This is a genomic window from Cupriavidus necator (genome assembly GCF_016127575.1).
GTDB lineage: Bacteria > Pseudomonadota > Gammaproteobacteria > Burkholderiales > Burkholderiaceae > Cupriavidus > Cupriavidus necator_D.
In genome coordinates, this window is record NZ_CP066019.1 from 2,260,151 (window position 1) to 2,279,093 (window position 18,943).

The 18,943-nt window shown below is 66.2% G+C and carries 14 protein-coding genes; 4 read left to right on the forward strand and 10 right to left on the reverse strand.

Going from position 1 to position 18,943, the window contains the following annotated elements; all coding sequences use genetic code 11:
* Positions 1 to 92 precede the first annotated feature (92 nt).
* Positions 93 to 872 carry a Crp/Fnr family transcriptional regulator gene (locus I6H87_RS29230; protein WP_011617627.1) on the forward strand — a complete coding sequence of 260 codons (780 nt, stop codon included), beginning with the start codon at positions 93 to 95 and terminating at the stop codon, positions 870 to 872.
* A 30-nt stretch (positions 873 to 902) separates the two neighbouring features.
* On the opposite strand, the gene I6H87_RS29235 is transcribed toward I6H87_RS29230, so the two are convergent.
* The 4 genes from I6H87_RS29235 to I6H87_RS29250 form a co-directional block, all read right to left on the reverse strand.
* Complete coding sequence (locus I6H87_RS29235) at positions 903 to 1,772, reverse strand: DUF2950 domain-containing protein (protein ID WP_011617628.1); 870 nt, start codon at positions 1,770 to 1,772, stop codon at positions 903 to 905.
* Between the two features lie 3 nt (positions 1,773 to 1,775).
* Positions 1,776 to 3,122 carry a DUF3300 domain-containing protein gene (locus tag I6H87_RS29240; protein WP_010811059.1) on the reverse strand — a complete coding sequence of 449 codons (1,347 nt, stop codon included), beginning with the start codon at positions 3,120 to 3,122 and terminating at the stop codon, positions 1,776 to 1,778.
* A 49-nt stretch (positions 3,123 to 3,171) separates the two neighbouring features.
* Positions 3,172 to 3,546 (reverse strand): hypothetical protein, encoded by a 375-nt coding sequence (locus tag I6H87_RS29245; protein ID WP_041688188.1) that lies wholly within the window; start codon positions 3,544 to 3,546, stop codon positions 3,172 to 3,174.
* 76 nt (positions 3,547 to 3,622) lie between these two features.
* Complete coding sequence (locus I6H87_RS29250; RefSeq protein WP_010811057.1) at positions 3,623 to 3,913, reverse strand: transposase; 291 nt, start codon at positions 3,911 to 3,913, stop codon at positions 3,623 to 3,625.
* Positions 3,914 to 4,743: 830 nt separating this feature from the next.
* On the opposite strand from I6H87_RS29250, the gene I6H87_RS29255 reads away from it, so the two are divergent.
* Positions 4,744 to 5,703: a LysR family transcriptional regulator gene (locus I6H87_RS29255; protein WP_010811056.1), complete on the forward strand. Its 960-nt coding sequence runs from the start codon at positions 4,744 to 4,746 to the stop codon at positions 5,701 to 5,703.
* Positions 5,704 to 6,104: 401 nt separating this feature from the next.
* Positions 6,105 to 6,770 (forward strand): response regulator, encoded by a 666-nt coding sequence (locus tag I6H87_RS29260; RefSeq protein ID WP_010811055.1) that lies wholly within the window; start codon positions 6,105 to 6,107, stop codon positions 6,768 to 6,770.
* A gap of 26 nt (positions 6,771 to 6,796) precedes the next feature.
* Here I6H87_RS29260 and I6H87_RS29265 read toward each other — a convergent pair whose 3' ends face one another.
* Both I6H87_RS29265 and I6H87_RS29270 read right to left on the reverse strand, forming a co-directional pair.
* Positions 6,797 to 7,258 (reverse strand): MarR family winged helix-turn-helix transcriptional regulator, encoded by a 462-nt coding sequence (locus I6H87_RS29265; RefSeq protein ID WP_010811054.1) that lies wholly within the window; start codon positions 7,256 to 7,258, stop codon positions 6,797 to 6,799.
* 23 nt (positions 7,259 to 7,281) lie between these two features.
* Positions 7,282 to 8,808, reverse strand: a complete 1,527-nt coding sequence (locus tag I6H87_RS29270) for an MFS transporter (protein ID WP_231881519.1) — start codon at positions 8,806 to 8,808, stop codon at positions 7,282 to 7,284.
* 266 nt (positions 8,809 to 9,074) lie between these two features.
* Here I6H87_RS29270 and I6H87_RS29275 point away from each other — a divergent pair, with 266 nt between their 5' ends.
* Positions 9,075 to 10,196 carry a hypothetical protein gene (locus I6H87_RS29275; protein ID WP_010811052.1) on the forward strand — a complete coding sequence of 374 codons (1,122 nt, stop codon included), beginning with the start codon at positions 9,075 to 9,077 and terminating at the stop codon, positions 10,194 to 10,196.
* 233 nt (positions 10,197 to 10,429) lie between these two features.
* Here the strand turns inward: I6H87_RS29275 and I6H87_RS29280 are convergent, their stop codons facing one another.
* From I6H87_RS29280 to I6H87_RS29295, 4 genes are all read right to left on the reverse strand, one after another.
* Positions 10,430 to 13,750: a hybrid sensor histidine kinase/response regulator gene (locus I6H87_RS29280; protein ID WP_011617632.1), complete on the reverse strand. Its 3,321-nt coding sequence runs from the start codon at positions 13,748 to 13,750 to the stop codon at positions 10,430 to 10,432.
* 87 nt (positions 13,751 to 13,837) lie between these two features.
* On the reverse strand, positions 13,838 to 14,491 hold the full coding sequence (locus tag I6H87_RS29285) for a helix-turn-helix transcriptional regulator (protein ID WP_010811050.1): 654 nt from the start codon (positions 14,489 to 14,491) through the stop codon (positions 13,838 to 13,840).
* Positions 14,492 to 14,728: 237 nt separating this feature from the next.
* A complete protein-coding gene (locus I6H87_RS29290; protein ID WP_010811049.1) occupies positions 14,729 to 15,370 on the reverse strand; it encodes a response regulator in 642 nt (213 codons plus the stop codon).
* A 134-nt stretch (positions 15,371 to 15,504) separates the two neighbouring features.
* Positions 15,505 to 18,834 carry a hybrid sensor histidine kinase/response regulator gene (locus I6H87_RS29295; protein WP_011617633.1) on the reverse strand — a complete coding sequence of 1,110 codons (3,330 nt, stop codon included), beginning with the start codon at positions 18,832 to 18,834 and terminating at the stop codon, positions 15,505 to 15,507.
* Between the last annotated feature and the right edge of the window lie 109 nt (positions 18,835 to 18,943).

Below are 18,943 nucleotides of genomic sequence, written 5' to 3' on the forward strand. Positions count from 1 at the left end.
ACCAGCCATACGAAAGAATGCAGATCGCAGCGAGATGGCTTGCGTTGCCGGCGTTTTATACTTGGCCATCGTCACCGGAGGACAATGACACCATGCCGGACAGCGGCGCCCCAGCCTGCCTGCTCTGCCTCTTTCGCCACGTTTGCCACAATGCCGGGCCACAAGCCCCCCTGCCGCACGCGCCGATGGCGCTGCAGCCGGAGCTGGTAGAGGTGCGCACCGGCGAGCATGTGTTTCGCCAGGGCCGCCCTGCGCTGACGGTCTACCCGCTGCGCCATGGCAGCGCCAAGCAGGTCTATGAATCGCCGCTGGGCTGGCGGCAGGTAACGGGTTTTTCGCTGCCCGGCGACGTGCTGGGGCTTGAGCCGCACGAAGGTCCGGTCTATGGGACTGGTGCAATCGCGCTGCAGGATGCAATGGTTTGTGCGGTCTCGGTCGAATCCCTGCGCACCCTCATGCAGGCCGCCCCATTCCGTGAAACGGTGCTGGAAGCGATGCGCCGCAACGCCGAGCGCGAACGCGTGCTGCTGGTGGCGGTGGGGTCGATGAGGGCGCCACAGCGCCTGGCGATGCTGCTGCTCGACCTCGCCGGCGAGCAGGCGCGCCGCGACGGCAACCGCGACGGCGCGCTGACGCTGGCGATGTCGCGCACGGACATCGCCAGCCTGCTTGGGCTAACCCTGGAAACGGTGTCGCGGCTGCTGTCGCGCTTTGCCTCGGTCGGGCTGATCTCGGTGCGCCAGCGGCACCTGCGCATCATCGACCGCGACGGGCTGGCCGCGGTCTATGCCGACCTGGATCCGGCCCCGCGCCAGGCGGCGGCCAGATCAGAAGCCTACGGCGGGGAGTTCGGCGAACCCCGGCTGGCCTAGACGGCTGGCCGGGGCGCAGGGGCCAAGGGCTCAGCGGTCCGCCACGCGCTGCCAGCCGGCAGGCGAAAAACTGCGGATGGCCTTGGCGCGCGATGCGGTGCCGGGCCCGAGGTCGCGCTCATAGAAGACGCGGTCGCTGCCGAGCATGAAGCTATGCACGCCGGTATCGCCATAGCGGGCCGGCCAGGCAATCAGGCCATACTTGGCGTCGCTGCCCTTGGCCGGCGGCAGGATCCGGTAATGGTAGCCGTAGAAAGCATCTGCGGCGGGCGTATCCGGGCCCATGGCAAGCGCATCGGGGCCGATCGGGCTGGCGTCCTGCTCGCTGGCCGCGGGCCAGTACAGGCCGTTGGTCTTGCCCGGCGCGCTGATCAACTGGGTCGCGTAGCGCCCCAGCCCCACCTGCTCCGCGTAGCGCTGCTGGGCATCGGCCAGCTGCAGCAGCGTTTCCATCGTCACCAGTTCATTGCGCCCGAGCCGGCGGCGGCGCACTTCCTGCTGGCCGGCACGCAGGTCGAACTGCCAACCGTCCTTCTGCTTTGCCAGCGGCACGGGGAAGGTCCATCCGCTCTGCCCGACCGCGATCAGCGCGCGGCGCTCGCCATCGGGCTGCACGGCATGGTGGCGCGCCCAGGCGCCAAGGAATTCGTACACGTCGTCGCGGTTGATGGAGCCCTCCGGCACCAGCGACTGGTATTGCTTGCCCAGCACGCGCTGCAATGCATCGCCGTCGCTGCGCGCGATGGCATCACCCAGCGCCTCGGCGGCAGCGTCAGGGCTGGGGAAGACCTGCTGGGCCATCGCCGGCAGGGCCAGGGACAGGGCCGCGGCCGCCGCCAGCGTGCGCAGCGCGCGCGCTCGGGCTGCGGCAGAGAAGGGATTAGCGGTCATGTGCATCATGACTTACCTCCGACCATGGCCGAAATGTTCGCCGCCGCCGAGCCGGCCTCCACCGCCGCCGCCCAGACCACCGCCCTGGTGCCCGCCGCCCTGGTGGAGCCCGGCCGGGCGCGCATGCGGCGCTTCCCGCTGCGGCGTCGCCGCGCGCTGGGTCTGCTGGCGCACGCGGTCGCCGTTGCCGGCATCGCGCAGCGCGCTGTCCCGGTTGGCATTGCGCGCACGGTCGCGGGCCTGGGCCTGGTCTGCGCGCTGGCGGTCGGCGCCGGCCGGCCGCGGATTCTGCACGCCACCGCCGGCGGCACCCGGGCGCGAGCGGTCTGCCACCCCGCCCGCATGGCCCGGTATGGATTGCCCGGTACGGCCCTCGAACGACTGCGCGGCGCGCTCACGCGCCTGGTCGCGCTCGGAAGGCTGGCGCTGCACCCCGCCGCCGGCGGCCCCCACGCGCTGGCCGGGTTGCGCAGCCTGCTGGCGGCTGGCGAGGCCGGACTGGCGCTGCTGGTCATAGCGACCGCGCACCGCCGCATTGTTGTAGGGCACGTTGCCGCGGTTGGCGGGGTTGTGCTGCCAGTTCACGTTGGCACGGTTGACGTCCAGGCGCTGGTTGACGTTGATGTTGTTGTAGCGGTTCACATTGATGTTGACGTCGTGGCTATTCCAGTTGAACCCGCCCCACATCGCATCGACCGCCGCCACGCCAAGCCCGAAGCCGATGCCCGTTACCAGTGCCGTGGCAAACACGGAGCCGGGCGGCGGCGGGTAATAGGCCGGCGGATACGCGGGATACGCCCAGGTACCGTAAACCGTGGTCGGGTTGTAGGTCGGCACGTAGACCACTTGCGGATTGGCCGGCTCGATCTGCACGATCGTGGTGCCGCCGGTGGTCTGCGTCACGACCTTCTGCTGCTCGGTCGTCTTCAGCGTGCCGGCTTTCTGCGCCTGCACCCGCAGCCGCTGCACCGAATCCATCACGTCATTGGGCTGGGCCAGGAAAGCGTCGCCGACCGACTGCACCCACTGCGGCTGGCGGCCCATCATGTCGAGCACGGAGGGGAACGCGGCCAGCGACTGCACGCTGGGGTCCCAGGCCTGGCTGGCGACCGCCTTGGTCGCGGCATCGCCAGACAGGCTGGGATTGGCCTTGGACCATTGCGCCGCAGCTGCGACGTCGGCCGGATAGGTGGCAGCCATCAGCACCTGCGACAACAGCGCATCGGGATACAGGGCAATCGGCGCGGTCAGCTGGTCAAGCTGGGCATTGCTCAGCTTGGACTGCGCCATCGCTGGCCCGAGCGGCGCCATCAGCATCAGTGCCAGGCACCATGCGAAGAGGTGTTTGAAACGGTGCATGTCGGCTCTCCACAAATACGCAGGTGACGGCCCGCTGCCGGGGGGCGCCTCAGCGGCGCTGCTGCGTGCATTCCTGGCGATACGCCTCTTCCAGGCGCTTGCGGTCTGCCTGGCGTTCCAGTGTCGGATATGTGCGCCCGTCGGCAGTGGTTACCGACGACTTGCCAGTGGACCACTGCGGCCCGCCGGGCAGCGCGTTGACCTGGTCCAGCAATGACTGGCAGTGCTGCCGCTGCGACGCAGACACCTTGCCATCAGGTCCTTCCACCACGGCCGTGGCTTCGTCCAGCATCCGTGGCGGCGGCGGGGCCACCATCGGAGTGCCGGCGGCCGCAGCCGCCGATGCAGCACTGGCTGCCCACGCCGGGACAACCACCATGGCGGCGCATGCCAGCACGCCCGCCTTGATCAGAAACTTCGTCAAACCAATACTCCAGAACCCTCCGCGGCACGTGGAAGCGACACCGCGGCGCATTGCAAGTTGCAAGAACCGTCCGCCGCTAGCGATCCTTGCCAGTGCCATTGCGGCGGCCGGTACGGTTGCGCATCAGCTCAAGCTTGAGCAGCGCATCCGCAAGCATACTCTTCAGCCGGGCATTCTCTTCCTGCAGCTCGCGCAGCTTGCGGCCGTCACGTGCATCACCCTGGCTGGGCTGGCCGTAACGGGCCCGCCATCCGTAGAACGAAGCATCGCTGAAACCATAGCGCGCGCACAGCTCACGCACCGGCACGCCGCTGGCCGCCTCGGCCAGGTAGCCGCGGATCTGCTCTTCCGAATACCGTCTGTTCACGAATCTCTCCGCATCACAACGGCGGGCCACAAGCGGCGCCAGCCGCGCCGCCAACCGTGCCGACTCTGGCCCTACGTTAGCCCACGGCCGCGCCAAAAAGCAATTCAGTGTCTTCGCTGCGCGAGTTAAGAAAATTATCTCTGCACAAGCTGCCGCCGGCGCTGGCGCGCATTGCCAAATTTCGTTAAGCCAATTTGGAGTCCAGTTAGATCATTCGCGCTGCGCATCGCGGAAACGAAGATGCCGGCCGCGATAACACATGGGCATGACGACCTTCTGCACGGCAGTGATCGTGGATGAATCGCCCGGTGGCCCCGATTTCAAGCCATGTATTGATGTACAGACAAAGAGGTACTAAACAAAATTAGAAGACTGCCATCAATTCAAGTTTCTATGACTTTTGCTGAGCATGTATTAAGATTCCTCGGCACAACTAAATTTCGCACGCCTTCGCGCGGCGCCCTGGCGGCGCCGGCAGAAGAGCGGCCAGGCAGCCCGCACCACCCAGACGTGGTGCGCGTTCACGCTGCCAACAGTACCGGGCCTGAAGGATCGAATCGTCACTGCGCCATTTGTCGACGCAAGTCGGACATTTAGGAGTCGTGCCATGCGTTTTCGCAGCATCCTGCCCGGGCTTTCGCCCACCTGTCTTTCATCCGGACATGCCCGCAGCGCGCGCCGTGCATGCCGCTTGCGCCTGTCACTGTCAGGGACCGGATCGTTGCCCTGACACCAGGCCGCGCTTGCGCCCTTTGTTTCGACGCAGTGCTGTAGGTGTCGGACCAACAAGAAAATAGAGAAAACAAAGTCATGGATCGGGAGAAGTCGGAATGCGTCACGTCAGCACGAAGTTGTTGCATGTCTTTGTCCTGGTCATGGAATACCGGGACCTCAGCGCCGTTGCGGCCTGCACGCAGGGACGCGTGCCGACGGTGGCCTACAGCCTCGCGCGCTTGCGCGAAATCACCGGCGATCCGCTGTTCGTCAAGCGCAACGGGATGCTCGAACCCACACCGCATGCGCTGCGCCTGGAGCAGACGGCGCGGCAGATCCTGGCCAAATGGAACCAGCTGGTGCGCCCCGGCGAGCCTGGCCTGAGCAAGCGCCGTGACGACGGCAGACGCGTTTCGATCGGCTTTTCATCGTCGATCGGCGACCCGGTCATCACCGAGATCCTGACCGCACTGTGCGAGCAGTTTCCGCGCGACAGCTTTATCACGCGCCCGGTGATCGCCGACGCCACCCTTGCCGGCCATCTCGGCAGCGGCGAACTGGACTGCGCCTTCATCGTCGACAGCGGCCACGATCCCGAACGCGTGCGCCAGCACAACATCATGGCCACGCCGCGCCGGCTGGTCAGCGCCACGCGCGGCGGCAGCCATGACGAAGGCGAAAGCGACTGGATCCTGCTGCAGGAAGACTGCGAGGCCGGCAGCCCGCTGCGGGCCTTCCTGAGCCGCCAGGCCAGCACTCCGGGGCATCGCGAGACCGTGGTCCCATCATGGCATACCCAGATCACGCTGCTGCATTCGGCCGGGGGCATCTGCCCGGTGCTGGACTTCAACGTGCCGCTGGTCACGCGCGAGCGCAAGACGCGCCTGCTGGCACCGCCGAGCAGCTTCCCGGAATGGGCCGCACTGCATTTCTGGGCACCGGAGCGCAGCGGCGACAAGGGCGTGCTGCGCGACATCATGGATGTCGGCAGCGCCGTGCTGCGCGCCCCTCTCAAGGCCATCGACAGCCGCCGCAACGGCCGCGCCGCAGCCCACGCGCAATCCGCACTGGCGTGACGCAACGCCCCGCAGCGGCGGCGCCCGCAAGGCGCTGGCAGCCCCATGGCGCCAGCGCCTTTTTCTTTGGCTGCGCAGAAGCGGCGGCGTTCTTATTACAGTCTTGAGACATTTTTCCGAGCGCTGACCCTGCGCTACACTCGCGCCAATTTGACCGGTGCAGGCCGCTGCGCCACGGCGGCGCTTTGCGAATCCTCCTAGTTTCGCCAGACCGCGCGGCCGATATCCTGCAATGGCATTGCCGCGGTCCGGCCGTCTCCCGTTTGGCCCGGTCCCGGGGCAATGCACGCAGTTGTCTGGCGTCGTATTGTTTGGCGTCGTTTTTGCGCCGCACGTCTCGCTGACGTGCGGCGTTTTCTTGATGCCGGCGCTGCCACGAACAAGAATCGAGGAGCAACCAGATGACATTGAGGATCCTGCTTGCCGACGACCACCCCCTGGTCAGCGCAGCCGTCGCGGACCGCCTGCATACCCAGACCGGGTGGGAGGTGTGCGGCTGCGTGACCAGCGCGACGGCCTTGCTGAACAGCGTGGAAAGCCTGCGTCCCGATGTCGTGATCACCGACTACCACATGCCCGCGCACGGCGAAGGCAACAGCGACGGCCTGCGCCTGCTTGCCAGCCTGCGGCGGCGGCATCCGTCGCTGGCCGTGATCGTGCTGACCATGATCACCAATCCGCTGGTGCTGCGCTCCATCCTGGACACCCAGGTGCACGGCCTGCTGCTCAAGGACTCGCCCCTGTCAGAACTGGTGACTGTGGTTTGCCGTATCCAGCGGGGCTTCCACTACATCGGCAAATCCGCGCTTGAAGTACTGTCGCAGGCCGATCCCGGCAACCCGGCCACACCCGGCCAGGCCGGCGCGGAGCGCCTGTCCCGGCGTGAAATGGAAGTATTGCGGCTGTACCTGACCGGACGGTCCGTGAGTGAGATCGCCGTCCTGCTCTGCCGCAGCGTCAAGACCATCAGCCGGCAGAAGAACTGCGCCATGCAGAAGCTCGGCGTCACCAACGACCGGGAACTGTTTGAATTCGCGGCGCTGAACGGCATGCTGCTGACTGCCTGAGCGCCAGCGGCACGGGCGCGGCCGTATCAGGCGGCGTCGGCTGCCTGTGCCGCATGGGCCTGCGCGTATGCAATGCCGGCCTCCAGCCGCGCCAGTCCGCGCGACAGCTCGCGCATGGTCGACGGCGACACCTCGGCAAGCACATCCTCCAGAAAGGCTGAGCGCAGCGGCATGGCGTGCGCCACCACCTGCTGGCCGGTCCGTGACAGCGTGACGTGGGTCACGCGGTTGTCGCGTTCCGAGGTGCTGCGCTCCACCCAGCCAAGTTCCTGCATGGCCTTGAGCTGGCGCGTCAGCGCGCCGGGGTCCATGCCGACCAGGTCAGCCAGCGCCTTCTGGCCGATCGCGCCCTCCTGGTGATGCAGCGCATGCAGGATGCGCCAGCGGGGCAGCGGCAGCCCCAGGCGCTGTTCGAACGCGGCCGCGTAGGCGCGGTAGGTGCGGCCGAACTGCTGCAGTACGGCCACGCTTTGTCGCTCCAGTTCCATCCGTTTTCCTCAGGTTACGTTCTTCAGTCGGCTGCCATGGCGGGCGCCGGCGCCCGGGTCAGCTTGATCGACGGTACCCGGCGGGCGCACCACACACCCAGCGCGGCAGCCACCGCAGCCACCACCAGGCCGAGGTGGATGGCGCTGACCAGCGATACGCGCGCCTGTTCCAGCAGCAGGGCGCCATTGTGCCCGGCCTGCTCCAGCTGGCCGAGCAACGCGACTTGCGAGGCCTTGTCGATCAGCACCTGCGGATCCGCCATGCGCGCCGTCCATTGTCCGGCATTGGCGGCGGACAGCGCATGTTCCACACCACCGGTATAGCTGCGCGTGACCAGCGTGCCCACGATGGCGGTGCCCACCATGCCGCCCACCATGCGCAGCGATTGCAGCATGGCCGTGGCAATGCCCAGGTGCTCGCGCCCTGCCGTCTGCTGCGCAAACACCGTCAGGTTCGGCATGATGAAGCCTAGCCCGAACCCGCCGATCAGCATGATCGTCAGCAAGACGCCGTGCGGCATGCTGCGCGTGGCCTGCGACAGGCCAAGGCAGGACACCGCCAGCATGCCAAAGCCGGCATAGAGCATGGTATTCGGGCGGTGGATGCGCGTGACGATGCGGCCGTTAAGTATGCTGCCCGCGGTGATGCAGACCACCAGTGGCGTGATCAGGATGCCCGCCTCCTTCGGCGAATAGCCAAAGCCGCCCTGGAACAGCAGCGGCGCATAGAGCAGCAGCGCGAACATGGTGAAGCCCGTGAACACCGCCAGCCGGAACAACGGCGCCAGCCCCGGGTTGCGGAACATCTCCACCGGCAGGATCGGGTTGGTACAGCGTTGCTCCCACCGCCACAGCGCCACCAGTGCCACCGCCGCCAGCACCAGCAAGCCCCCCGTATAGGCATCGAACCCGCGCGCCGGCAGCAGTTCAACGCTCAGCTGCACGCACCCCAGCCCGGCTGCGATCAGCAAGGCGCCGAGCCAGTCCACGCGGATCGGCCCGCTATGGGCCTGCTGGCGCAGGTGCGGCAGGTAGCGCCACGCAAACCACAGCCCCAGCACGCCGATCGGCAGGTTGACATAGAACACCGCGCGCCAGCCGTACCACTCCGTCAGCAGCCCGCCCAGCGACGGCCCCACCGCATTGGCAATGCCGAAAGCCGCGCTCATCATCACCTGCCAGCGCAGCCGCACATGCGTATCCGGAAACAGGTCGGCAATGCAGGCAAAGGCAGTGCCGACCAGCATGCCCCCGCCAATCCCCTGCAGCGCGCGCGCCAGCACCAGGAACGGCATGCTCGGCGCCATGCCGCACAGCGCCGAGGCCACCGAGAAGACCACGATCGATGCCAGCACGAACGGCTTGCGCCCGTAATAGTCCCCCAGCCGCCCGAACACCGGCACGGTGATCACCGATGTCAGCAGGTAGGCCGTGGCTACCCAGGCGTAGTACTCGAAGCCTTGCAGCTCGGCCACCACGGTCGGTAGCGCCGTGCCGACCACAGTCTGGTCCAGCGCCACCAGCATCACCACAAAGGCCACGCCCAGCATGGCCAGCAGGGATTCGCGAAACGGCAGCACCTGGCCGTTGGCCTCGGACTTTTCTGGCTGTGGGGTCACTTTTATTGCCCGATCAATCGTTGCGTTGTCAAGCATTATAGACACGGTTCGGCCAGCGCGTCATGGCGCGACCAAATTTGACGCCGCGCCCATGCCGCCGGCCTACCCGATTTCAGGGATTTCCGACCATTCCTGCGATAAGTAACATCGGGCTTGGCCGCCTGCTGGCACGCATTGACCGACCCGGAGAGAATCCCATGCCCCTTCCATTGTCCATGCCGCTAATGACAGCAGCCTCCCATCTGGTCCAGGCATACTCCATCGCCAACATTCAACATGGACAGGTCACCCGGCTGACGGGATATGGGCGCCCGATCCTGGATGCCGCGTACGATGCTGCCGACGAACTGCGAGCCTGCTGTGACAGAAAGTACCAGTGGCTGGTCTCCTTCCTGGATTACCTGCGGCCCAGCCAGTTCGCTACCATCAAGGTCGATGCAATCAAGCGCATAAATGCCGCATTCAACATCACAGCAAGCGCCCTCCCGGAGATCAACTCCCTGTCGCGATGGAAAGCGCTTGGCGAGGCATGCGCTCGCGTGGCACAGCAGGACAGGATCTATCTCGATCGCTTCTATCGGACTCGCAATGCCCGAAGCGCACTGTCGGATATCGAGGAAATCTTTTACACCGCCAACAAGGAAGGAATGGGCGATGATGCGCTGCGCGTGATGAAAGCCGTAATGCAAAACGGGGGCAACGCTGCCGGCATCACGTCCAGAACCATTGTTGCGCTGGCCAGGATGCTGCGTGCCCATCCTCCGTTGAGCGGATTCATGGGATATACGCGCTGGGGGCCGGGCGACCATGGCAATCCCGATGCCAACCTGCGCGCCCATGCGTTGAAGCATGTCTGCCGGCAACCGTTGCTGCTCGAAGTCGGCGTTGCCGAAACCATGTTCTGGTGGGATTTCCTGCGCATACAGCTGACCCTGGCAGATTACAACCGCCTCGCCGTCAACCCGAAGCCACTGGTTCAAAGCCTGTTTGATGGCCTGAACCCTCTGGCTGGCGACCACTTGCGCCGCTTTCTCATCCATCAGGCATTCAATGACGAACCTCAGCTTGCCGATTTTGCCCTGCAACAGGCACTTAGGCCCTATCGGGACGTTGCCATTGAAACCAGCAGGGTGCTGAATCGGGTCATCATCCAGAGCAATGGCGAGAAGGTCTTCCTCAGCGGCGCCTCGGGAAACATCTTCATCATCGGCAGGTTCGAAGGCACTGAGCTGGGCATCTCCTCGTGCTATTGGGCGACTGATATTGAAAGCAAGCTCAGAGGGGCAAGATCCAACATCTGCTGGGAGGTCCGCAGGTAGGCTAAGCGGGGCTGGCTCCAGATTGCGGGCGGTCGCGTCGTCGAGCACATCCGCGCATCCGGGCTCGGCGAAGCGCTTTCATTTCACGAATTTGTGAAACACGCAAAAAAAACGCCTGCTGGGGAAGCAGGCGGCAGGGAAAATTCTCGCGACGGGACGCACCCGGGAGAATGCGGAGCGATCGGGAAGACGCTCCACAAATGCAGTATCGCGCCCGGCGCGTGACCGCTCCATCAGGCATGCCTTAAATCGGCCGTGTAGTTGGCACCCTGCGTGCCGCCTTGCGACTCCAGCCCGTCTGCCAGCAGTTCCAGTTCGGCATGGAAGGCCTGCCAGTCCGGACCGATGGCAACCAGCCCCGAGCGCCGGACCGCCTGCTCCAGCCAGCGGCACGCCTGGCTCTGCAGCGCATGGCCCATTACCGACAGCGCCCCGGCCAAGCCGTGCAAACGTTGGGCAAACGCTTCGGCGTCGCCCGCCAGCAGCGCCTCGGCCAGTGCGCGCTGGTCCCGCCGCAGCGCGTCGGCATGCAGCAGTGTGTCGCCGCCTGCATGCGCGCCCGGCGCTGCCCGCGTCGCCATATGGGTGCCGGACAGATCTTCCAGCAGCTTGCGCAGCGTGCCCAGCCCCACCGGCTTGGTCAGGCATCGGTCGATGCCGGCCTGCTGGCATCGCTCGGAGACATCGGGCCCCACGCTGGCGGTGACGGCAACGATCGGCGTGGCGAGGCCGGCATCGCGCAGGCACCGCGCCAGCGTGAAGCCATCCATGCCAGGCATCTGCAGATCGGTCAGGACCAGGTCGTAATGCCGGCCCGATGCCATCAACAGGGCCTCGGGCCCGTCACCGGCCAGATCGACCTTCTGCCCCAGGTTTTCAAGCTGTTCCCGCATCACCACCTGGTTGATCGGATGGTCTTCCACCAGCAGCAGCGCCAGCTGCACGGCAGGCGTATCGTCGCGCGCCGGCACGGGCGCCTGCGTTGCCGTCACCTCCACGCCTGCCGCTGCCGCGATCGCCGCCAGCAAGCCGCGCCAGGCATAGGGCGATGCCACCACCGGGGTCTGCGTCAGGTCCGGCACTGCCGGCGCCATGGCCGACACCACCACATCGGCGTCGTTGCAGCGAGGCATGGCCTGCTCATCGCACACCAGGACATCGACCGGCGTGGCCGGCGGCGCGGCGGGGTCATACTTGACCGCCCGTGCGCCATAGAACTGCAGCAACTGCTCCACGCCCTGGTAGAGCTCGCGCAAGGTGACATTGAGGCCGACCGTCAGTCCCCGCAACGCGGTCCGCGGCCAGGCATCGGCCGGCGCCTCGGCGCCAGCGCTGGCCAGCGGCAGGCTGACGGTAAAGCAACTGCCCAGGCCGGGCTCGCTGACCAGCCGTATCTCGCCAGACATCAGCCCGACCAGCCGGCGGCAAATCGACAGCCCGAGGCCTGTGCCGCCGTAGTGGCGCGTGTCCGGCTGCTCGGCCTGGACGAAGGGCTCGAACAGCCGGCGCTGGTCTCGCGCGGCGATGCCGATGCCGGTGTCGATGACGCGGATTTCCACGCCGCCGCCCGGCTTGCGCATGGCCGTGACGATCACCTTGCCTTGCTCGGTAAATTTCACCGCATTGCTGACCAGGTTGTTCAGGATCTGTTCGAGCTTGACCACGTCAGCCATCACCGGCTCAACCAGCGAAGGATCATTGACGCACAGCAGGCGCAGCTGCTTGCGCGCCGCTTCCGCGGCAAAGCGCCGGGTCACGTCCTCGACGATCTCCTCGACGCGGCAGGGCCGCAACTGCAATGACATTTGCCCTGCCTCGATCTTGCTGAAGTCGAGCACGTCATTGATGATGTAGATCAGCGACTGCGACGCGTGCTGCATGACCGCCAGCTGGTCGCGCTGGCGCGAATCGAGCCGGGTCAGGCCAAGTAACTCGATGCTTCCCAGCATACCGTTGAGCGGTGTGCGGATTTCATGGCTCATGGTGGCCAGGAACGAGGACTTGGCGTGGTTGGCGGCATCCGCGGCGCGGATCGCCTCGCGCAGGCGCGCCTCGCTGCGGCGCGCGTCGGTCACGTCGTTCAGCGCGCGGAGCACGGCCGCCCGCCCTTCATAGGTAATCTCCACCTGGCGCACTTCCAGGTACCGGGTCTGGCCGTTGCGGCCGACCAGATCGACATCGAAGCAGGGCTGCACCCGCGGCATGCCTTCGGTTGTGGTGCCCTCGCTCGTCAGCCGCGCGTCACAGGCATCCTGCAACTGCGCCAGGCCGGCGGGCGTGGCCTGGTCGGTGATCGAGTGGGCCGCGGCATTTGCCAGCAGCACCTGCCGGGTGCTGCGCTCGACGATCATCAGGCCCACGCCGGCCACTTCGATCACGAAGCGCCCGAGCGCATCGCTTTCCTGCAGGCGCAAGGACTGACGCTGCGCAGGGCGCATGATGCGGCGGTCGATCAGCCAGATCCACGCCAGGATCAGCATCGACAGCGAGCCGGTCAGCCCCAGCATCCATAAGGCGTTCTGCCGGAACTGGTGCCATACCTGGCCCAGTGCGATCACGCCGACCGTGCGCCAGCCCCACGCGTCAAACTGGTATTCCAGCACGACGACATAGTCCAGAAGCCCTTGCCGTACCAGCGCCGAACTCACCCTACCCGGGCGCGTACCGGGCGCGGCCAGCGATGCCGTGACCGACTGGCCGAGGGTGCCGGCCGGCATGCCATCCGCACTCAGTGCCATGCCGGCATCGGTCACCAGCACGAAATCGCCGTCAATGGTCTGTCCGTCCGGCAGCATCGGCGACAGCGGGAACTCCATGGCCAGCACCGCGGCCGGTTCGCCACCGACTTGCACCAGCGTGGCGAAAGTGACGGTGCGCATGCCGCTGACCCAGTCCAGCGCCGGCGGCAGCACCACCGCCTGGCCCGGATGGGCGCGCAGGCGTGCGACCAGCGCGTCATTGCGCAGGCGCGCGAGCGTGTCACGCAGGAAGGTCTGGCGCACGTCATCGCGCTGCATGAGCGCGCGTGCCGGGTCCAGCCGGCGCGGGATGACATAGAGCTGGTCGGCCTGCAGGTCGACCAGGTAGGCGTTCTGCACGTCGCGGTACTGCAGGTTGTTCACGCGGAAGGTGAATGTCATCACGTCGGCCAGGCTCTTCAGCCTGGCGCCCGGCGCCCTGGCGCTGGCGGGCGGGACCAGCAGCGGGATGTACTGCCGGTCGCCCCGGCGCCGCAGGCGGTCGGTCCATTGCTCATCGCTGACGGCGGCGAGTTCATCGGCCAGGCCGATATCGGAAAGCCGCGTCAGCGATCCCAGCGCGCGCACGGTCAGCGCCTCGGCCCCGTGCAGCTTTGCCTGCAATTGCTCGGACTGCGACTGCAGCACCATCTCCTGACGCTCGACCGCCTCGTGCAGGCGGTAGCGCAGCAGCACCCCCCACGACAACACGGTCAGCCCAAGCACGCAGGCGGAGAACAGGTAGACCAGATAACGGATCTGGCGAATGCTCAACGGCAACGCGGAGCTGCTGTCGATCGACATCAGCCGTTTCATTGAATACCTCGTTTTGACATCGAGACTGTCCGGAGCGTCCGGACAGTGCATGGGTCGTAGTGCACTTGGCAAGCGACGTACCGGGCCTCACAACATGCCGCGCCGGATGGCAATGGCGGCAAGCTCCACGTCGTTCTCGGCGCCGATCTTGCGCATGAGGCTCTGCTTTTGCGTACTGATCGTCTTGACGGTCCGGCCGGTGCGCATGGCGATCCCGGTCACGGACATGCCCGACAGGTAGAGGCGCAGCACTTCGCTTTCACGCCTGGTCAGCAGCTCCGCCCAATCGCCGTCCGGCGGACCGCTGCAGGGCCTGCCCCAGATCAGCGTGCAAGCGGTTTCCGATACGGAAGCCAGCCCCAGGTATGCCATCCAGACCGCTTTCATGATCTCGTCGACACCGTCCTTGGCTGTCACGACATTGCGGCAGCCGTCCTTGAGCAACTGCAGCACGGCGGCACGGTCGACGACGTTGGCGATCGCGACCACGCGCTGCCCGCCCAGCTCGGCGAGCCGCGTGCCAATGCGCGCATAGCCGGAAGGCTCGCGGTCTTTGGTGTCCCACAGCGGGTAACGCAGTGTCACGACATCACACGAGCCTTGCTGCAGCGCTTGCACCAGGCTCGGTTCGTCGCCCGCCACGCCAGCCAGCTCGATGCAGGCGCTGGCCGCGAGCCGCCGGCCCAGCAGGCGCCGCATGACAGGTTGCGAGTCCGCGATGATCACCCGGATTTTTTCCATGGCCGCCTTAGGCTCCAGCGTTGTCGTTCCTGCATTCAGGATGAACCATGCGCCTGGCTTTCGAAATCAGCCAAGCCTGAAAAAAGCGGGGATATTTCCGAGGAGAGGAATAGCGCACGCGCCGCCGCACGGGAGGAGCCGGCCGGCATCGGCGCAGCCAGGGATGCTATTCAGCGGAGGGAGGGGAAATGCAACGCGGCCCGGGGACCGGCCGCAAGGAAGGGGATGATGCCAGGATCAGGGGCCGCCCAGCAGGCCGTTTGTCCTGGCGTATTCGTAGAGTTCGTAGTCGTTGGTCAGGCCCAGCTTCTTCATGGCGATGCTCTTCTGCGCGCTGATGGTCTTGCTGCTGCGGTTGGCCTGGCGCGCAATCTCGATGACCGGGACACCGGCCGCACACTGCCGTATCACTTCCAGTTCGCGGCGCGTCAGGACCGGCCGCTGTGACGGCTCGTCGAGGCCGCCCGAAGCCAGGATCGCACGCACCGATGCGGGCTGGTAGCTCAGCCCGCTGAACGCGGCACGCACCGCCGGCACCAACTCCTGGACCGGATCGGTCTTGTTCAGGATCACGGAAATGCCGACCTTCTGGATATTGCGAATCAGCGCCGGATTATCCAGCATGGTCATCACCACGATCCGGGTGGTGGGATAACGGCGGCGCAGCATCTGCAGCATTGGCAGGCCGTCGCCAAACTGGCCGCCCGGCATGGAGTAGTCGGTCACGATAACGTCGCAATCCGTGCTTTCAAGCAACTCCACCAACTGGGTCGAATTGGCGGCACTCCCCACGATCTGCACGCCCACTTCGTTCGCCAGCACCCGGCTCATCCCGTCAAGGACGACGGGGTGGTCATCTGCAATGATTACCTTGATCATTTACGATCCCCCTGTTTTTTATCGGTTCTGCGGCCGCGTAGCGGTGCGCCGCCGAACTGCCGGCATTCAATGCCGGTCATCTTCGCTGCTCTGAATATTAGGAGTCTTCCGAGAAGACTGAATTAAGGAATTCCTTAAATAGTATCCGGCCAATTGCGTCGTGCCGCATCCTGGCTGCCTTTATCGCTTTCAGGGTCGTCAAAGTATGCTGCAAGATACAACGCCAGGTTGTCGACATGGGCTTGCACGACCGCCAGCGCCTGGGCCGCACCCAGCTCCAGTTCCCGGCACAGTTCGACAATCTCCTCGCCATCCTCGGCATGCGCCATGGCGCCCCTCATACGATGGGCATGGTGGCGGATCGCCTTCATTTCCCCGCTGGCTGCGGCCGCGGACAGTTGCCTGAAATCCTCGCGCATGGTGCGCTCCAGCAGCGCCATGCTGGCAACGTTATCCTCCACATGGGCGGCGCCCGCCGCGCCCGCGGCCCTTTGTGCCAGGCCGGATGCCTGTGCCGGCAGCACGGCGCGCAGACACTCGGCCAGGTCGCCCAGCAGGATGGGCTTGGACAGGTAGCGATTCATGCCGGCTTCGAGGCAGCGCTCGGCCTCACCCTGCGCGATGCTCGCGGTGAGCCCGACGATGGGCAGCGTCGCCCCCTGCGCACGCAGCGTGCGGCTCAGTTCGTAGCCGTCCATGCCGGGCATATGGATATCTGTCAGCATCAGGTCAAACCTGTGCTGGCGCAACACCGCAAGCCCTTCTTCGCCACTGGCAGCAAGCGTCGGCCGGCAGCCAAGGCGCTCAAGCTGCTGCTGCATCAGCAGCCGGTTGTAGGGATGGTCGTCGACCACCAGTATCTCCAGCCCCAACTGCGGCGTGGGGTCGACAGGCGCAGCCAGCGGTGGCGCACTGACCGGCGTCATGCCGGCCGCCTTGCAAAAAGCCCGCAGGATGCCCGCCTGATGATAGGCACTGACCAGCCAGCTGCCAGCGATCTGCTGTGGTTCCGCCGGGCCGTCGGCGCGCGCAAAGACCACGCCGGCATAGCCATCGGGAATGGCCTCGACGTGGCGGGTGGCGACCAACAGCACCATCCCTGGTTCCGGCGCCGGCCCGCGGCAAGCGATCGCCCTGCAGCCCATGGCGCGCAGATTGTCGATGGCATTGTTGCGGATTTCATCATTTTCCGACAGCACGGCCACCGGCGGCAGCACCGGCTCCACCTGTTCGCGCGGCCCGGCTTCCGGCAACCTCAGCAATACCCGGAAGACGCTGCCCTTGCCCGGTTCGCTCTGCACGGAAATGCTGCCGTCCATCAGGGCGGCCAGGCGTCTGCAGATCGACAAGCCCAGGCCCGACCCGCCAAACCGCCTTGCAGTGGAAGCATCTGCCTGCACGAAAGGCTCAAACAGCCGCGCCTGGACCTCGGGCGCAATGCCTGGCCCGGTATCCGCCACCTCAAGCTGGATGCCGATCCTGCCGTCCGCATCGGGCGCTTCACTCTGCGGCGCGCGCTGCAGGCGCACAATGACATGGCCCTGTGCCGTGAATTTCAGCGCGTTGTCGAGCAGATTGCCGATAATCTGGCGCACCCGCACCGGATCCCCGATCAGGCAAGGCAGGCCGGGCTGTGGATAGCACGGCAGCGCGATGCCTTTTTGCAGCGCGATCGGCGCCTGCGCGCGAACCGTCGATTCCAGCAGGTCGACCGGATCGAACGGCACGGCGTCCAGTTCGATCTGGCCGGCTTCCGCGCGGGAGTAGTCCAGCAGGTCATCCAGTATCTGCAGCAGGACCTGCGACGAGGACTGGATGGTCGACAGCATCTCGCGCTGGCTGTGCGCCATCTGTGTCAGGGACAGCAGCTCCAGCGTGCCCAGCATCCCGTACAGCGGCGTGCGGATTTCGTGACTCATGGCGGCCAGGAACTGCGATTTGGCAGCGCTTGCCTCATCCGCCAGCCGACGCGCGCGCGCGAGAGCGCGGTGCGCTTCGCGTTCGCCGGTGACATCGTGGATCGCACACAGCAGCACGTCTTCACCCTCGAAGCGGGTGTGGCGGCCGACTACCAGCACGTCGCGTGCACCCCCATGGCCGGATGGCACCTGCAGCTCCAGCCGCGCGGGCTGGTCGCCCCGCCGCGCCAGCATCTGGTCCAGCCACGGGCGGCCCGCAGTGCGCGTGTCGAGCGGCAGCCATTGCGCAGCCAGCGCGTTCTCGAGCCGTACATGGGCATCGGCTGTGCGCACCACCCGCAGGCCTACCGGAGCGGCCTGCATCACGGTACGGTTGAAGCGTTCGCTGTCCTCGATCCGTTCGGCGTCTTCCTGCATCGGCACCAACATCCGGCGCCGCAGCATGCCGGCACCGGTCAGCACCGCAAGCACACCAAGCCCGTAGAGCAGAAGCGCGGCCGCCAGCGCCGAGCCATGATCGGCCAGCGCCTGCGACAGCGGATAGGCGTAAGCCGCGCGCCAGCCATGGTCGCGTTCCATGCGGCCAATCATCAGGCTGCCCTGCTCGAACCAGTAGGCTACGCTTTGCCCGCCGCTGCCCAACTCACGCGCCACCCGCTCACCCAGCGCTTGCGGGCGCAGCCAGCCGGCGTCGCTGCCCCGGTACAGCAGGCGCCCTTGGCCATCGAAGAACATTGCCCGGCTGCCTGACGCGGTATGCGTGGCATCCGGGATACTGACGTCGTCCATCAGCGCGCGTACGGGAATGGCAGTCGCGCCATACGCCACGAGATTGCCGCTGGCGTCAAGGACTGGCAGAAAGCAGCTCAGTATAGGGCCCCGCTCGATGGTGCCCTGGTACGGCCCGGTCCACAGCGGTGAGGCGACCGGCGTCTCGGCTTGCGCTTCGCGCGACCGGTTCGCCAGCGCTTTGGCCCAGTTGCTGACAACCTCAGCGAGCAGCGGCCCGTTCAACCCCGGCGCACCCGGAAGCGCTGGTGTCACGTATGCCTGGCTCCCGTCGGCAGCCAGGAAAGCCGAGCGCATCCTCTGCGGCGCCTTACCCCAGTACGCGCGCTCGAAGATGGCGAATCGAACGATGTGCGAAACCGTGGCGGGACGCTGCGCCGCTGGCGCGGACGTGCCCATCAGCATGGTGGCAGGATTGGTCAGTCCAGGCACTTCGACGGCACGGGCACTGCCTGGAGGCACGCCCGTCAGCATGGCTTCGAGCTGGCCCGCCAGCCGGTCGCTGCGCACCAGCCGATACTCCGGCCCGGAGATTTCTGCCATGCGCCGTATGAAATACTCGTGCATGGCCTTCACTTCCAGCACCGCGCCAAAATGCAAGCGGTTGGCCGACGCCTGTTCCCACAGGATGCGCTGGAACAGGCTATGGAGAAACAGGGCAAGGAAGCCGCTCATCACGAAGATCAGCAGGCCAACGACAACGGTGAGCAGGCTGCTGTGCACCTGCCGGTTCGCGCGCGACAGCCAGCTGACCATTGGCGGGCTCCGTCTCGGCAGCCTGCCTGACGCCGCGTAGCGCCCGGCGCGGGGATCGGCAAGCGCCCAAAGTGGGTGAAATACTGTCTCTGGGATTATGCATCACATT

Coding starts and splice junctions, on each gene's coding strand:
- I6H87_RS29230 (WP_011617627.1), top strand. CDS start 93: ATGCCGGACAGCGGCGCCCCAGCCTGCCTGCTCTGCCTCTTTCGCCAC.
- I6H87_RS29235 (WP_011617628.1), bottom strand. CDS start 1,772: ATGATGCACATGACCGCTAATCCCTTCTCTGCCGCAGCCCGAGCGCGC.
- I6H87_RS29240 (WP_010811059.1), bottom strand. CDS start 3,122: ATGCACCGTTTCAAACACCTCTTCGCATGGTGCCTGGCACTGATGCTG.
- I6H87_RS29255 (WP_010811056.1), top strand. CDS start 4,744: ATGCGTCACGTCAGCACGAAGTTGTTGCATGTCTTTGTCCTGGTCATG.
- I6H87_RS29260 (WP_010811055.1), top strand. CDS start 6,105: ATGACATTGAGGATCCTGCTTGCCGACGACCACCCCCTGGTCAGCGCA.
- I6H87_RS29265 (WP_010811054.1), bottom strand. CDS start 7,258: ATGGAACTGGAGCGACAAAGCGTGGCCGTACTGCAGCAGTTCGGCCGC.
- I6H87_RS29270 (WP_231881519.1), bottom strand. CDS start 8,808: ATGCTGGGCGTGGCCTTTGTGGTGATGCTGGTGGCGCTGGACCAGACT.
- I6H87_RS29275 (WP_010811052.1), top strand. CDS start 9,075: ATGCCCCTTCCATTGTCCATGCCGCTAATGACAGCAGCCTCCCATCTG.
- I6H87_RS29280 (WP_011617632.1), bottom strand. CDS start 13,750: ATGAAACGGCTGATGTCGATCGACAGCAGCTCCGCGTTGCCGTTGAGC.
- I6H87_RS29285 (WP_010811050.1), bottom strand. CDS start 14,491: ATGGAAAAAATCCGGGTGATCATCGCGGACTCGCAACCTGTCATGCGG.
- I6H87_RS29290 (WP_010811049.1), bottom strand. CDS start 15,370: ATGATCAAGGTAATCATTGCAGATGACCACCCCGTCGTCCTTGACGGG.
- I6H87_RS29295 (WP_011617633.1), bottom strand. CDS start 18,834: ATGGTCAGCTGGCTGTCGCGCGCGAACCGGCAGGTGCACAGCAGCCTG.